We start from the raw sequence: 14,520 nt of genomic DNA on the forward strand, positions 1-14,520 counted from the left end.
TTGAGATAAAATAGAATAATAAAACCATGAGCAGAAAATATAAATTCCATAATCCATCAGCAGCGTATTTCATAAGCTTCGCTACTGTGTATTGGATGGACGTGTTTACGCGTCAGGAATACTTTTCTGAATTAGCTGACAGCTTAGCGTATTGTAGAAAAGAAAAAGGAATGGAAGTTTTTGCATATTGTTTTATGCCAAGTCATGTGCATTTAATTTTTAGATCATCGAAGGAAGATCCTTCTGGTTTACTAAGAGATTTTAAAGGATTTACTGCTAAAAAATTAATCAAAACTATACAAGAAAATCAACAAGAGAGCCGAAAAGAATGGTTACTATGGATGATGGAAAAAGCTGGAAAAAAGAATAGTAATGTAACAAAATATCAATTATGGCAACAACATAACAAACCGATTGAATTATGGACAGATAAAGTCATACAACAAAAGATCGATTATATTCATAAGAATCCTGTAGAATCAGGTTTTGTAACTGATGCTGTAGATTGGAAATATAGCAGTGCAAGAAATTATCAAGATGATCATACAATTTTAAAAATTGACAGCGATGGATTTTTACTTGGATTGGCATAACAATATAGAAGTCGGCACGAGCGAGACGCTCGCGCTAGCGGGGGAATGTAATTAACATTAAAGGTCAGACTGCTGAAGTTTTTGAAGATTTTATTGAGCTAAATTTAAACCTATCTCAAGTTAGTGGAAAAGGAGTAGGTAAAATAATTTTTGAGGATGCAATAAGATATTATGACAACACTGGGATTCCCAATAAGGGCTTTAGAGGGCGGTGGGAAGGAAATGATCCTCAATATAATAATGGAAGTTCTGACAATTTTAAGAAATATTGGGAGTATAGGGAAACATTGGCTGATGTGGAAGCGGCTAAAAAGACCTGGTCAGGAAAACGTGCTGTTGAAAATGGTTACGAAACCGCAAAAGTAGTAGAAGAGTCAGAAAGTTTAATTTTGGTAGAATTCACAAAATAAGCCTATGAGCAGAAATTGTTATAATGAGCTGGATATTTTTTTTGAAGCAACTAAGAATCGTTGTTATTTGATTTTTCAACAATTATATATTCTTAGAGAAAACATCCAAAAGCATGATGAAATAGAAGAAAGTATAATCAAGTTAAAAAGCCTCTTTTTTGAAGAGAGAAAAAAATTTTCTAGTGATAGTTTTTCGATTAACGATAAAAATTCTATAAATGAAAAATGTGATCTTTTTTTTGAATCCTATTGGATTTCTAGAGGACAAGTAAGTAAAGGCAATGTAAATTTCTTTGAATATTCAATTGAAAACATTGAACACTTAGGAGTAATTGAAAATTATTTGTCAAAAATGAGAAGAACAATGGAAATTGCTTGGTACGGCTTTTTACAACAATATGGAAGGTTAATTATAAAATCTTCCAAGGAAATATAACAATTATTTTTTAATCTATCGAGAATAAATGAATGACCTTTTAACCATATTGATCATATCCAGTTTAATGGGAGTTTTCTTTACCTACAAGGTATTGAAGGGAATCATAAACCATATAGATTTTAAAAATGGTACAATGATAAAGGCAAAAGTTATTAAAACAGAGTGGATAAAAACACCACTTATTAAGTTTAGTTATTTATTCCCTGACAAGCAATTGAGAATATTATATCGTTTTGTTTTAGATAGTGATATATATGAAAAAGAAGATGATGATATACATTTTGCATTTAAAAGATTTGGTCCGAAACCTATACCAAATAAGAATGATGAAATAAATGTATTTGTTCCAAAAAGTAAAAACCCAAATAAAGTAACATTTAATGAAAGTAGTAATACAATCAAGCCTATAATTGGGTTTGCTTTTTTAGCCATTCTTAGTTTTGGCATTACATCATTAATCATTTACAATTGGAAATAGATTTATAAAGATTCAAAAAATAGTTAACTAAGTGTTAAAACTATTAATCAATAGCATGACCAATCCCTCTGGCGCTCGTTTAAGCAAAGCGAAAACGAGTGACAAAACAAAAAAAAGCGTTTGTAACGCGATAAGTGATGAAAAATAATTAAGTAAAAAAGGCACTCGTTACAAACGAGCATCAGAAAAGAAAAAGATAAAAAACCAACATACCAACAAAGCCCAATACGCATGAAACACTTCTACCTACTTATACTTACCTTACTTCTTACGTACACTACGTTTGCCGGTATTGGTGATAAAGAAAAAACGAAATCCAGCACAGCCACAACCACTACGCCAGTATTACCGCCGGTGCAGTTACAACGGTCTTTTGGAGCGTTAGATCTGGCAGTGGACACCCAACTTAAAGAGTTGTCCGCAGCGCCAACGGTTCGTGATTTTGCACAGAGCGAATTATATACCCGCTTTGAGATGGATACGACGGTCAACGCCTTACGATCAGAAGCAAAAACAGTGATTGATGAGTTGGTTGCAGAAAATAAGTTTTTGGAGAGTTTAACCGATTATTTAACCGGAGAAACTCCGGTTACCCTCCCCATAGGAATCAAAAAAGAGATTGGTAGCTCTGAGTTTATTATGGGGGTGAGTAAAATCAAATTGGGTAAGGACTATTCGGAGTTAGAAATTTTTGTACGTCTTAAACTGCCTCAAATTGATGAAACCGGGCAACAAAAAGAATTATTTTTCGGTGCCAGCGGCGTAAAACTATCCCACAAAGGTGGGTTGTTTGGTTCGGCAGATTTAGTGCTACTGGGTGATTTTCCGGTACGACTACAGGGTAAAAGTGTATTGATGGTCTTACAAGGTGGGTATGATCTTAAAACCAGTAACCTTAATAAAAAAACCTATGTAACCATTGATTGCAATGGTTTTAAAGAATTAGGAATTGCCGCAAATGTAGAGTTTTCCAGAGAAAAAATACTCCCTGTTACCGCAGCTAATGAGATTGACCACTCCACTATTGGTAAAACCAACATAAAAAAGAAAGTTACTACTAGCTTTGAACTCGTAGCCAGTGACTGGAACGATATTTTGGTAGAGATCAACTTACCAAGATTTCAAATCCCTTCTTTAAAAAATACCATTTTTGAGGTAAATACCGCCGTATTGGATTTTAGTGACGTACGTAACTCAGCTGCTATAAAATGGCCGGAGGGCTATCAGGAAAAGTATATGATTTCGGGAGAAGAGGATATCTGGCAAGGAGTATATGTCGAATCTTTGACTGTGGTACTTCCCAAACAATTTGAAAAACAAAATAACAGCGAACGTATCAGCTTTGGTGCCGAAAAATTGATTATTGATAATAACGGAGTGTCGGGTACTTTTTCTGCCAATAACGTCTTACCGTTGGATAAAGGAACCGCCGGAGGATGGCAATTCTCGGTAGATAGTTTTAAAGTAATATTTGTAGCCGGCACCTTTGCCGGTGGTGGTTTTGGAGGTAAAATGGTACTTCCTGTTTCTACTTATCAAGGAGGAAGTTCTGATAAAAGTGACACCACTGCCTTAGACTATACCGCATTAATTGACGCATCAACTAATGAATATACCTTGACCGCCAGTCCGACAGAATCTTTAGGATTTGACCTCTTTAAAGCGCGGGCAACCATTACCGAGAATAGTATCATTGAGCTTAAACTAGACGATGGTAAATTTCGCCCAAAAGCTGTTTTACATGGAAATTTAGCGATTAAGGGCTCCAACAACGGATCCAGATCATCAACCGCAACCGCCGATTTTGAGGGTATTCTCTTTGAACACTTTCAACTACAAACCGTTAGTCCAAAACTAAAAATTGGCTATGCGGGCTATAAAGGCGAAGTAAAAGTAGGGAGTTTCCCTGCATCGATATCAGAAATTGCGATTCGAGCCGATGGCGAAATTGCAGCATTGGACTTTACTATTGCCATCAATTTGATGGATAGTGATGGTGGTTTTAGCGGTGCAACAAGCCTCTCTGTAGAAGGTGAGCTCGGTGAAAATCAAGGCCTGGAAAAATGGAAATTTAAACGTATTAGATTACGCCGTATTGACATCGCTGCCGATGTCGGTTTTTTAATCGAAGGCTTTGTTGAGTTTAGAGAAAATGATCCGGTTTATGGCGATGGTTTTAGCGGACAAGTTAAAGCTACGTTTAAAGGAGGTATTGCGGTTACTATTAATGCAACTTTTGGTAAAACAACCTTTAGGTATTGGTATGTAGATGGATTAGTAGAAGGGCTGCACTTAGTTATACCCACCGGGTTTGTCGTCACCGGATTTGGCGGCGGCGCTTCGTATCGTATGCGTAAAGATGGGTATAGTTCCAATATGGGCATCGGTACTTCTGGTGTAAAATATGTTCCTGATGAAAACAGTGGTCTGGGCGTTAAAGCGATGATGTTATTTGAAGTCACAGGCGGTGGTAATGCTGTCAACGGTGGTTTTGGATTCGAAATTGCCTTTAACCGTCATGGCGGTATCAATAGAATAAGCTTGTATGGCGAAGCGCATATGCTGCAAACCCCGGGCTACGATGATGCAGGTGATGAAATGGGCGAAAATCTTGGAGGTATTGTAGAAAATGAATCTCAACTTCCTGATGGTGTTGAAAATCAACTGAAGGAATCAAACTTAATCGAAGCTTCTAAAGCAATATATCCGGCTACTATGACCGGTCAAAAAGGGTTAAATGCCTATGTCGCTATAGAATTTGACTTTACGCAAGATACTTTTCACGGTACTTTTGAATTATACATTGATGTTTTTGGTGGAGTGTTCAAAGGTGTGGGTGCCGGCGGACGTGCCGGTTGGGCAGTAGTTCATTTCGGTCCGGGCGAATGGTATATCCATGTGGGAACCCCCACTGATCCTATTGGTTTAAAAGTAGGAATTGGTAGCGTAGCTCTTAGGGCCGAGAGTTACTTTATGATGGGAGATTATATGCCGGCTTCTCCTCCACCTCCAGCTCAGGTTGCTAAAATTTTAGGTATGGACGCCGCAGAGTTGGATTATATGCGTGATGAAAATGCCTTACGCGGGGGACGCGGAATCGCATTTGGATCCAGCTTTGATTTTGATACCGGCGACATGACGTTTTTGTTCTTGTATGCACGTTTTAATGCAGGATTTGGTTTTGACATTATGGTAAAAGATTATGGAGATACCATCTGTAGAGGCAGCGGTCAGATCGGTGTCAATGGATGGTATGCTAATGGTCAGAGTTATGTCTACCTACAAGGATCGATGGGTATAAAATTTAAACTTTTTGGAAAACGTAGACGAATTCCGATTATCGAAGCCGGTGCCGCAACGCTGATGCAAGCAAAACTACCTAACCCGGTTTGGATCAAGGGCTATCTAGGTGGTTATTACAACGTCTTAGGAGGTCTCATAAAAGGACGCTTTAGATTTGAAATGCAGTTTGGAGAAGAGTGTGATATCATTAGTGGAGGATCACCCCTTGGTGATATCAAAATAATTGCTGATGTGAAACCTAGAAAAGATATGCGCGATATCGATGTATTCGCTGTACCGCAAGTATCTTTTAATATGGCGGTAGGGAGTACCATTCGTATTGAAGATGAAGAGTATAAAGTGCATGAATATCGTTTTAAACTAGATGATTTTTGGTTAAAAGATAATTCCGGACGTATTTTGAGAGGTGAACAATCCTGGAATGAATACAATGACTTGCTCAGTTTTACTTCGACAGAAGTATTACCGCCGGAAGAACAACTAAGTTTATTTGTATCGGTAGCCTTTGAAGAAAAAATAAATGGCAGATGGACACCGGTAACACATAACGGGGAGCTTTTAAAAGAAGAAGAAAGTTTAAGTTTTACGACGGGTACAGCCCCTGATTACATTCCGTTAACCAATATTGAGTATTGTTATCCGGTAATTGAACAGCAATACTTTTTACCAAAAGAACATCCAAATGGGTATATCAAATTAAAACGAGGACAAGGGTATCTCTTTCAATTACAAGCCGGATGGGCACAACGTGCTTATCTTATTGACGACAATGAAAAAGCTACAGAGAGTAATCTATCGTATAATGTAGGACAAAAGCAAGTTAATTTCAGCTTACCTGAAATGTCAAACTCGATGCAGTACCAAGCAGTGCTTCTCACCTTACCCCCTGCGGCAGCCAAAGGAAGTGTAAATAGTAATTATAAAAGTAAAGATGTAGGTAACGGAAACACTGTAGAAACCAAAAGCAATACGATTGAAGGATTAACTACCAATCCTGAGACCATAGAAATGCTTAGCTATAGTTTTGCTACCAGCGAACACGATTCGTTTAGCGCAAAAATGAAAGATAAAAAGTTTCGTTCTCCCTTACGTGAAATAATTTACGCAGATGTACACAAGCTAAAAGCAGTGGTGCGTAAAAGTGAACCTTTTGATAAAGTTGAATTATCAGGCACTCAATATTCAGGTGGTAAGGCATTGGTAAAAGTAGAAGCCATCCTTTCGAACAACACCTATTATGAGGAAGAGGTGTATCCACTAGTTTATAAGGATTATCCGATCAATGATTCATTAACCGTGGATCGGGACATCTCCCTCATGGGATTACCTCCCAAAAAAGGGATGGATCAATTAACCTGGTATCATTCGTATCTCGAGAGTCAGCCAAGCAGTGACTACTTGGATACCCGAATGCCACATACCTATAATTTACCCATTTATTTTAAAAGAGATTTTATTGATATACAATATAAGGTGGTGAATGCCTACTTAAATGATCCGGACACCTATGCGACACAGGTTGCAAAATATGATTACATCATCAATGGTCGTTTTCCTTATATAAAGAAAGGCAACTACAACTCCAAATACCAATATGTACTGCCGGGCGGAAAAGCAGGAACGCGAAGCAACTTTATGTATGTGAATCCAAATTAATTAAATAAACATGTCAATTTTTAAATTATCATATAAAACATCCGTCCTTCTTGTCCTTTTAGTACTGGGTACTCAGTACTTCACATTTGGCCAGACCAAAGAAGCTACGCACGAAGTAAAAGTGATCTCCAGACCTCAAGAAGATCGAATCATGTTACGATGGGTTGCCAATACACCCATCTCATGGATCAAAGGAAATCGTTACGGGTATACATTAGAGCGTTATACCATTTCGCGAGATCGAAAAACGTTGCCTAAACCGGAAAAACTAATTATAGGACAAAATTTTAAACCTGTGCCGATGATGGAATGGGAAAGTTTATCCGAAATTAATGATTTTGGTGCTACGATGGCACAAGCCTTATGGGGAGAAAGTTTTGTAGTACAAGGCGGGGGTGGTATGGCTTCGATAATTAATAAAGCCGAAGAAACACAACAACGTTTTGCTTTTGGATTGTACGCAGCAGATCAAGACTTTAATATCGCACAAAAAGCCGGATTAGGGTATATTGATACTGCTGTAAAGCCTAATGAGAAATATCTTTATAAAGTAATCGCCAATACACCAACTACGGAGTTAAAAATAAAAGAAGGTGGTGTGTTTACAGGTATTATAGATTATGAACCTTTACCGGAACCTGTAGATTTTGTTGGTATTTTTCAGGATAAAAGCACTCTGTTATCGTGGAATTCTACCTTGTTAAAGAACACTTATAACAGTTATATTATCGAACGCTCAGAAGACGGCGAGCGGTTTAGCAAACTAGGAGATCTACCATATACAGCTATTCAAAAAGAAAAATCTGAAAATGATCGAACGATCTATATTGATTCTATCGCTAATGACAAAGCATATTTTTATAGAATTAAAGGCGTATCCTCTTTTGGAGAAGTAGGCCCTATGTCCAATGTGGTAACCGGAGAAGGAAAGAAAGTACTAAAGTTTGTACCCCATTTACTCTCAAAAACATTCAAATCTGAAAGTGAAGTTGAACTCACCTGGGAGTTTCCTGAAGAAGGAAATGTAGATATAAAAGGATTTACCTTAAAACGATCCGATACAGATCGTGGAGCCTATATTCCTGTAGTCGAAAACATTCCTCCTACTGCTCGTAAAATTAGTTATACAAAACTTCGGGCTTCAAATTATTTTAAAATTACGGCGAATGGTAAAAATAATAATTACCGTGATTCTTTTACCATGCTGGTACAACCCGTAGATTCAATTCCGCCGGCGAAACCTGAAAAATTAGAAGGTCGTGTAGATAGCACGGGAGTTGTTACCCTACAATGGAAGGCAAACAATGAAGAAGATTTGCTGGGATATCGCGTTTTTCGCGGAAACTTAGCTAAGGAAGAGTTTTCTCAGCTCACACAATCTCCGCAAATGAATCCGACCTTTGTGGATACAGTTAATATAAAAAGTCTAAACAGTAAGGTGTTTTACAAAATTGTAGCGGTGGATCAACGCTACAACCTGTCTCCGGCTTCTGAGGTATTAGTGTTGAAAAAACCGGATATCATTCCGCCGACCCCACCGGTATTTAAAACCTTTACTACAGATGAGGGAACCGTAGAATTAAGCTGGGCAAATAGTTCCAGTGATGATGTAGCTGCACATTACATTTATCGCAAACAATTAAGCGATCCTACTTGGCAATTAGTTTTTCAAGCCGATGACCTTACAGACCGTTCCTATGAGGATACCAATGTTGAGGAAGGGAATTCGTATAGTTATATTATTATTGCCAGAGATGAGAGCGGCTTAGAATCTCAACCGGGATCGCCGGTTTCTTTGCGTGTTTCTAGTACTGGGCCAAAAAATAGTATTCGTGGTTTATACGGGGCGATAAATACTTTTGAAAAATCAATTGTTTTGAGTTGGGGAGCAAAAGGAGAGCAAATTACCTCGTACGAACTCTATCGTAAAGTAAATGACGCCCCCCTTACCTTGTACAAAGTTTTACCCAAAGGCACCAAACTATTCACCGATACGAAGCTCACCATTAACTCTACCTACACCTATAGGATTCGTGCGATTTTTGAAGATGGAAGGTATTCTAAGTGGAGCTCGGTTAAATTAAAATATTGATGGTATGAAGAAGGTAGTATGTTTTTTAGTGTTTTTATTGTTTTGTTTGAGTGGAATAGCACAAGATTACACCTTAAACTTGAAAGGCACAATAAATAATAGTAGAACTAAAGGAGGAAGCGTAAATATTGTCATTAACAATTCTTCTCCTAATTTCCGAACATATCAAAATAGTTTTAATGAGACAGTAATAATTTCAGGTTTTAATAATTTAGATTTAATAGAATCTTCATATGAAAATATTGGAGGATTGCCGGTGGAATGTCAGTCAAGAAATACAGATCTTAACAACACTCTCGAACATTGTATACGAGGCATCCAATCTGTTTCAGGATGTGCAACATCAGCAGAAGTTACATTAATTCCAAACATGAGAATATCTCGAGGTTCCTTAGGAGTATCTCCAGATGCTAGCACCTTATGTATGGGCGATCAATTAATATTAAATGGTTTACCTACCTCTGGTAATGGACGTTTTCCTATTGAAGCTTATCATTGGGAATATTCGTTGGATAATGTAGATTGGACAAGTGTACCTACTAATTATAATAATACTTATAGCCTATCGGCGACCATGCAGGAGATTATAGGAGCTAATCATCGAAATTATTTGCGTAAAAACATTTATTTTAGATTAGGACGCGGCAGGGCGTTTTCCTCAACCTATACGATTTTATACTCTCCATGTGCTCCCCTTTTAGAACTGGTAGAGCCCAAAGATGTAAGTTGTCCGGGAAATGATGATGGATGGTTTGGCTTATACTTTGATGAGTTAATTGACACAAATGATAGTATCGATCTTTCATTGTATCCAATAGAGAGCAACGGTATTTTAGGTCCTCAACATCAAACAGAGATTAAAAGAGGTCAGTTTAGACAGGTAGGAACACGTTTTGTGTATGATTGGAAACCAACGGTTATTGATACATCTTATGAAGTATTTGCTAAAACATACCGTATCAGATATCAATATCGAAAAAATGGAAACCAACCGCAGGGCTTTGAAACCTATCCAAGTGATATAACAGTTGGTACACCCAACCCATTAACTTTTTCTACCACTTCTTCTGATGCACCTTGTGTAAATGGCCAGGGATCAGAAACCAAAGGAAGTATTACCATTACAGTACCTAATCAAGCCGGAACTCCGCCCTATCGATATATAATTGATGGCGGAAATGAGGTTGCGTTTTCGGGAAATACTGTTACCATTGATAATATTGATGTGGGAACTTATACGATTCAGCTAACAGATGCCGGTGATTGTGAAGGAACATCTGGAGGCAATCCGTCTACTACAGAAACCATCAGGCCTGCCACTCCTATTGTTATAAACGGACTTACCAAGGATGCTACTTATGCAGGACGTGCTAATGGAGCTATCATCGCAACTGTGCAAGGCGGCACTCCCGTGAGTAGCGGACCTACCTATACGTACAGCTGGCGTAGTGATCCTGTGGTTACTATCCCGCCTGCAACTACGGCAAATCCCGATACCGCTACCTTTGAGATCTATCTTGAAGATTTGCCTGCAGCTACCTATACGCTCGACATTACCGATGGGAAAGGATGTACTGAAAGCTCCGAATTTATTGTAAGTGAGCCTCCACCACTAGTTTTTGATACACTACTTAAAACCGATGTGATTTGTGGAGATAATAATACTTCTAATGATGATGGTACGATTAGCGCCAAAGCTATCGGAGGGATTCCGCCTTATCAATATCAACTACTACGTAAAAACGAACTAGACGTCTTTGAAGCTTATGGAGCGCCTGTACTCCTTGATGAAACGCAAACTTTTGAAGCAACCATGCTTTCCGGTGGCAACTATCAAGTACAGCTTGCTGATAATACGGAAGATCCGCAGAATACCAATCCTGTGGTATTGTCAACCGAAATCGAGATTATACAACCGCAACCTTTCTTTATTCAAAACATCACGCTGGAGGAAGCTCGTTGTATCGGACAAGCCTCAGGAAGTATGACTTTTGATATTCTGGGGGGAACCGGTACCTATACTCTCGAACTTCTTAAAGAGGGAGATCCTGCTTTTCAACAAGTGTTAGAGAACATTCCTCATAATAGCACGGGCGTTACGGTGGATGATTTAAGTCGCGGAGTGTATACCTTAAATATTATTGATGAAAATCGATGTGCACTGATCAATCCCTTTTTAGAACGTATTGTAACCATCAGTGATCCTTCGCTGCTCTATACTATTGACTTGGGCGATAACAAAGTATTATGTAAAGATCAAACCCATACAGTCGATGCTTTTATTACCGATCCAATGGCTCGCTATGTATGGCAGGCTGATAACGGGTTTAGCAGTCAAAACTCACAAATCACTATAGACAAAACCGGACTTTATAGTGTTACGGTAACTACAGCGCTAGGGTGCGAAATAAATAGTAGTATTGATGTAGTCGTATTAGACCAGGCTATTCTACCGGAATTTGTCGTGCCATCTGACCTTTTTGCTACAGAAAGCTTTATCCTGGTCGATGTAAGTAACCCCTTGCCGGATACCGTAGAATGGCTATTACCCAAAGAAGTGATCATTACAGAAAGTACAGAAGGTTATGCAGAAATTGCTTTTGAAAAGGCAGGGACGTATGAGCTGATCATGAAAACAACCATTGGCGCATGTGAAGCTTTCGCTACGAAAACTATCGAAGTACATGCCGCTTCTTTTGATAAAAAAAATAATGGAAACGCCGAGCTAAGTCTCTACCCTAATCCCTCACAAGGAGATTTTACAATCGACCTGACCTTTGAGAAAGAAGCACCGGTGGATATCAAACTGTTCAGCATGGTAAATAATTCGTTGCTTTACTCCGCATCCAACACAGGGAGCAAAGCATATACCATTCCGATCAATCTTAAAGGAAACTTAGCAACAGGAGTCTACCTCTTACTTATACAATCTCCTGAAAAAAATTATGTACGAAAGATTGTGGTGGAATGAATTATAAATTATCACCTTCAGCGTCAATTCAAACAGAACAGAAACGAGTGACGAGATATCATTATACGTTTGTAAAGCACAAAAAAATGAGCACTTCTCGTGAACGACCCTTTAAAATAAGATTAAATCATTAGAATACCCCCTGTTATACTAGCTGTATATAGCACATAAGTAATGCGAAGCGTTACATTACTGCTTCAAAGCAGTTGATTAAGGGCTAAGAGGCTCCAAAATTGAGTAAGAAAGCGATAATTTAAGCCTCCAAGGGCTGCTATATATTCAAATAACCGCTTGTTATAAGGCTAACACCCTTAATTGTGATCCATCGAAGTATTTAATCGATCCTTATATCTACCTCATTAAGGGGTAACACCTATTGACGCATGGCTAACTCTCAATTGCAGAAGGTCTTTTAGCCATCAATTAAGAATGTATCTACTGTAAAACAAAAAAACGAAAGCTCTGGCTTTCGTTTTTTTAAATGGGTATAATATAGTTAAATCAAGTACTTAAGAAACTGCTTTTAGTTTTTTAATTGTTGATTTATTTAACTTCTTATCTGCGTAATCTTTAGTTACTCTAAATTCTGTATCCTTGCTATCCGGCATTTCATACATAGCATCTGTAAGGATTGCCTCGCAAAGCGAACGTAATCCACGCGCACCAAGCTTATACTCCACTGCCTTATCAACAATATAATCTAAAGCACCATCAGTAACGGAAAACTCAATATTATCCATCTCAAACAGTTTTTGATATTGTTTGATGATTGCATTTTTGGGTTCTGTTAGAATAGAACGCAAAGTTTCATTATCCAAAGGATTCATATGCGACAATACAGGCAAACGTCCAATAATTTCTGGAATCAACCCAAAATCTTTTAGATCCTTAGGAATAATATATTGCAACATATTATCTTTTTCGATCACATCTTCACTTTTTGAAGCGCTAAATCCAACCGCTTGCATATTAAGACGTTTCTGGATGATCTTTTCGATCCCATCAAAAGCTCCTCCAGCTATAAAAAGTATATTTTCGGTATTTACCTCGATAAACTTTTGATCCGGATGCTTACGCCCACCTTTTGGCGGAACGTTTACTACAGTTCCTTCCAAAAGTTTCAGTAAGGCTTGTTGCACACCTTCTCCCGATACGTCACGTGTAATACTTGGATTATCACTTTTACGTGCTATCTTATCGATTTCATCGATAAATACAATACCTCGTTGCGCTTTTTCCAGATTGTAATCTGCTGCTTGCAAAAGACGTGTCAAAATACTTTCTACATCTTCCCCCACATACCCGGCTTCAGTAAGAACTGTAGCATCAACAATTGCTAAGGGTACATTTAACATTTTGGCAATAGTTTTGGCAATCAGCGTTTTTCCTGTACCGGTTTGCCCAACCATGACAATATTACTTTTCTGGATTTCGATATCATCATCAGTTACCGGTTGTAATAAGCGTTTATAGTGATTATAAACCGCTACAGACATTACTTTTTTAGTAAACTCCTGACCGATCACATAATCGTCCAAGAACTTTTTGATAGCCATTGGCTTACGTAGCATGAGTTCACTACTCAGCTCTCCTGTGTCTTCATCTTTAGCCTCTTCAACCACAATCCCGTGAGCCTGCACGATACAACGATCACAAATGTGAGCATCTAATCCTGCAATAAGCAGATTGGTTTCAGGCTTTTTCCTCCCGCAGAATGAGCATTCTAAGTCTTCTTTCGGCATAATGTATTATTTCATTATTAGTGGTACTTTACTACTGTAACTTACACAACGTAGCAAAATAGCGCATATTTGTTAATCTCTGGTAAGAATTTCGTCAATCATACCGTATTCTAATGCTTTGTCTGCCTTCATCCAGTAATCTCTATCACTATCTTCATATACCTTCTCATAGGTCTGACCAGAATGTTTTGCGATAATTCTATACAACTCTTCCTTCAACGTTAGGATTTCTCTTGCTGTAATTTCTATATCACTGGCTTGACCCTGAGCTCCTCCAAGCGGTTGATGAATCATCACACGACTATGAGGCAATCCGGAACGTTTTCCTTTTTCACCGGCACAAAGTAATACAGCTCCCATAGAAGCAGCCATACCCGTACAAATTGTTGCTACATCAGGTTTTATAAACTGCATCGTATCATAAATTCCAAGACCTGCATACACACTTCCTCCGGGAGAATTGATATAGATTTGAATATCTTTTGCAGAATCTACACTTTCCAGAAACAATAGCTGCGCCTGAATAATATTAGCAACCTGGTCATTGATTCCTGTGCCCAAAAAGATAATTCTATCCATCATAAGACGAGAAAACACATCGAATATCGCAACATTCATTTGACGTTCCTCGATAATATTTGGAGTCATCCCTACAGGATACATACTACTAACTATTTGATTGTAATAGTTACTATTTATCCCGTGATGCTGGGTGGCATATTTTTCAAATTCTTTTCCGTAATCCATAGTATTTTTTTGAGTAATTTATTTTTAAAAAAAGGCGCAAACCTATACCGGTTAAACGCCTTAAATATAAGTATAAATTCTTATAGTTT

General features: G+C 38.1%; 9 protein-coding genes. 7 read left to right on the forward strand and 2 right to left on the reverse strand.

Annotated features, from left to right (window positions below):
* Positions 1-26 precede the first annotated feature (26 nt).
* The 7 genes from BD809_RS03615 to BD809_RS03640 all read left to right on the forward strand — a co-directional run bounded on the left by BD809_RS03615 (position 27) and on the right by BD809_RS03640 (position 11,942).
* On the forward strand, positions 27-593 hold the full coding sequence (locus tag BD809_RS03615) for an REP-associated tyrosine transposase (RefSeq protein ID WP_148781585.1): 567 nt from the start codon (positions 27-29) through the stop codon (positions 591-593).
* Between the two features lie 287 nt (positions 594-880).
* On the forward strand, positions 881-1,003 hold the full coding sequence (locus tag BD809_RS15945) for a hypothetical protein (RefSeq protein ID WP_262712875.1): 123 nt from the start codon (positions 881-883) through the stop codon (positions 1,001-1,003).
* A gap of 4 nt (positions 1,004-1,007) precedes the next feature.
* Positions 1,008-1,439, forward strand: a complete 432-nt coding sequence (locus BD809_RS03620) for a hypothetical protein (RefSeq protein ID WP_148781586.1) — start codon at positions 1,008-1,010, stop codon at positions 1,437-1,439.
* 136 nt (positions 1,440-1,575) lie between these two features.
* Positions 1,576-1,920 carry a hypothetical protein gene (locus tag BD809_RS03625; protein WP_148781587.1) on the forward strand — a complete coding sequence of 115 codons (345 nt, stop codon included), beginning with the start codon at positions 1,576-1,578 and terminating at the stop codon, positions 1,918-1,920.
* A gap of 231 nt (positions 1,921-2,151) precedes the next feature.
* Positions 2,152-6,879 (forward strand): hypothetical protein, encoded by a 4,728-nt coding sequence (locus BD809_RS03630; RefSeq protein WP_148781588.1) that lies wholly within the window; start codon positions 2,152-2,154, stop codon positions 6,877-6,879.
* A 10-nt stretch (positions 6,880-6,889) separates the two neighbouring features.
* Entirely contained in the window at positions 6,890-8,971 is a 2,082-nt protein-coding gene (locus BD809_RS03635; RefSeq protein WP_148781589.1) for a fibronectin type III domain-containing protein, read from the forward strand.
* A 4-nt stretch (positions 8,972-8,975) separates the two neighbouring features.
* The gene (locus BD809_RS03640; RefSeq protein WP_148781590.1) at positions 8,976-11,942 is read left to right on the forward strand and encodes a T9SS type A sorting domain-containing protein; all 2,967 of its coding nucleotides are present in this window, start codon (positions 8,976-8,978) and stop codon (positions 11,940-11,942) included.
* 509 nt (positions 11,943-12,451) lie between these two features.
* Here the strand turns inward: BD809_RS03640 and clpX are convergent.
* The gene (gene clpX / locus BD809_RS03645; protein WP_148781591.1) at positions 12,452-13,684 is read right to left on the reverse strand and encodes an ATP-dependent Clp protease ATP-binding subunit ClpX; all 1,233 of its coding nucleotides are present in this window, start codon (positions 13,682-13,684) and stop codon (positions 12,452-12,454) included.
* 72 nt (positions 13,685-13,756) lie between these two features.
* Positions 13,757-14,431, reverse strand: coding sequence for an ATP-dependent Clp endopeptidase proteolytic subunit ClpP (gene clpP / locus BD809_RS03650; protein ID WP_148781592.1), 675 nt, complete (start codon positions 14,429-14,431; stop codon positions 13,757-13,759).
* Positions 14,432-14,520: the final 89 nt, after the last annotated feature.

The sequence above is a fragment of the Aquimarina intermedia genome (assembly GCF_008124785.1).
Lineage (GTDB): Bacteria > Bacteroidota > Bacteroidia > Flavobacteriales > Flavobacteriaceae > Aquimarina > Aquimarina intermedia.

Excerpts from the sequence above, each read along its gene's own strand:
- clpX (WP_148781591.1), bottom strand. The coding sequence starts at position 13,684 with ATGCCGAAAGAAGACTTAGAATGCTCATTCTGCGGGAGGAAAAAGCCT.
- BD809_RS03620 (WP_148781586.1), top strand. The coding sequence starts at position 1,008 with ATGAGCAGAAATTGTTATAATGAGCTGGATATTTTTTTTGAAGCAACT.
- BD809_RS03625 (WP_148781587.1), top strand. The coding sequence starts at position 1,576 with ATGATAAAGGCAAAAGTTATTAAAACAGAGTGGATAAAAACACCACTT.
- BD809_RS03640 (WP_148781590.1), top strand. The coding sequence starts at position 8,976 with ATGAAGAAGGTAGTATGTTTTTTAGTGTTTTTATTGTTTTGTTTGAGT.
- BD809_RS03630 (WP_148781588.1), top strand. The coding sequence starts at position 2,152 with ATGAAACACTTCTACCTACTTATACTTACCTTACTTCTTACGTACACT.
- clpP (WP_148781592.1), bottom strand. The coding sequence starts at position 14,431 with ATGGATTACGGAAAAGAATTTGAAAAATATGCCACCCAGCATCACGGG.
- BD809_RS03635 (WP_148781589.1), top strand. The coding sequence starts at position 6,890 with ATGTCAATTTTTAAATTATCATATAAAACATCCGTCCTTCTTGTCCTT.
- BD809_RS03615 (WP_148781585.1), top strand. The coding sequence starts at position 27 with ATGAGCAGAAAATATAAATTCCATAATCCATCAGCAGCGTATTTCATA.